The 1207-nt window shown below is 60.5% G+C and carries 1 protein-coding gene; it reads left to right on the top strand.

Going from position 1 to position 1207, the window contains the following annotated elements; translation table 11 throughout:
* Positions 1-28 precede the first annotated feature (28 nt).
* The gene (locus WN73_RS11735; protein WP_110116441.1) at positions 29-1186 is read left to right on the top strand and encodes an IS481 family transposase; all 1158 of its coding nucleotides are present in this window, start codon (positions 29-31) and stop codon (positions 1184-1186) included.
* Positions 1187-1207 lie beyond the last annotated feature (21 nt).

Raw genomic sequence — 1207 nt, 5'->3', positions numbered from 1 at the left:
CTCGATTCGTCAAACAAGGGGGCGAGCGATGCCGTGGCGCGAGGTGTCTGTCATGGATCAACGGCGAGAGTTTGTGATGCTTGCCAAGCAGGAGGGAGTGAACCGGCGGAAGCTGTGCCGGCAGTTCGGCATCAGCGCCCAGACCGGCTACAAGTGGATCCAGCGGTACGAAGCGGGCGATGCGACGTTGGCAGACCGGTCGCGACGACCTCATCACAGTCCGGAGCGTACAGCTGCTGCGACCGAGCAGCAGATTGTCGAGCTGCGAGATGCGCACCCGGCCTGGGGTGCGCGCAAGCTCGCGCATCGCCTGAAGCGCAATCGGCAAGCCACTCCCGCGATATCGACCGTGCACGAAATTTTACGCCGTTACGATCGTGTGAAGGAGCCCGCGGGCACGCCTGGACAGCCCTATACCCGCTTTGAGAAGGATGCGCCCAACCAGCTTTGGCAAATGGACTTCAAGGGGCACAGTGCGCTGGAGAACGGCGTGTCTTGTCATCCACTGACGACGCTAGACGATCACTCGCGCTTTTCCTTATGCCTGGCAGCCTGTGACAACGAACGAGGCTCGACGGTACGAGGACATCTTGAGGCGACGTTCCATCGCTACGGACTGCCGGATGCGATGTTCGTCGACAATGGCGGCCCCTGGGGCTTCACCCTTGAAGACCCCTGGACCACGCTGACGGTGTGGCTTCTCAAGCTCGGCGTCCGCACGATCCACAGCCGGCCCTATCATCCCCAGAGCCGAGGCAAGAACGAACGGTTCCATCGCAGCCTGAAGGCCGAGGTTCTCGCCTTCAAGCGCTACCGGGACCTTGCCGATGTCCAGCGGGCATTTGACCAATGGCGAGCCGTCTACAATCTAGATCGGCCGCACGAGGCATTGGGCTTCGATGTGCCCGCAAGCCGTTATCGACCAAGCCAGCGCCTCATGCCGGATCGCCTTCCAACGGTGGAGTACGACGAGGGCGAGATCGTCCGTTCCGTCTCCACCACGAAGGCCTATGTCAGCTTCAAGGGACGGCTCTGGAAAGTCCCGCAAGCCTTCCGTGGTGAGAAACTCGCCATTCGTCAGCTCAGTGCTGAGGGAAAGTTCGGAATATTCTTTGCCGCTCACCAGATCGAAACGATCGATCTACGTAACCCCAAAAGTGTCAACCATCTCCCCGAACAGGTGTAAGCTATGTGCCCGGGCTGAACA

The organism is Bradyrhizobium sp. CCBAU 45394, from assembly GCF_028128655.1.
Taxonomy (GTDB): Bacteria; Pseudomonadota; Alphaproteobacteria; order Rhizobiales; family Xanthobacteraceae; genus Bradyrhizobium; species Bradyrhizobium diazoefficiens.
The sequence above is the reverse complement of the archived record's forward strand: the minus strand, read 5'-3'. Positions and strand labels throughout refer to the sequence as shown.

What these genes read in the sequence shown, in the direction of transcription:
- WN73_RS11735 (WP_110116441.1), top strand. Translation starts at nt 29, where the DNA reads ATGCCGTGGCGCGAGGTGTCTGTCATGGATCAACGGCGAGAGTTTGTG.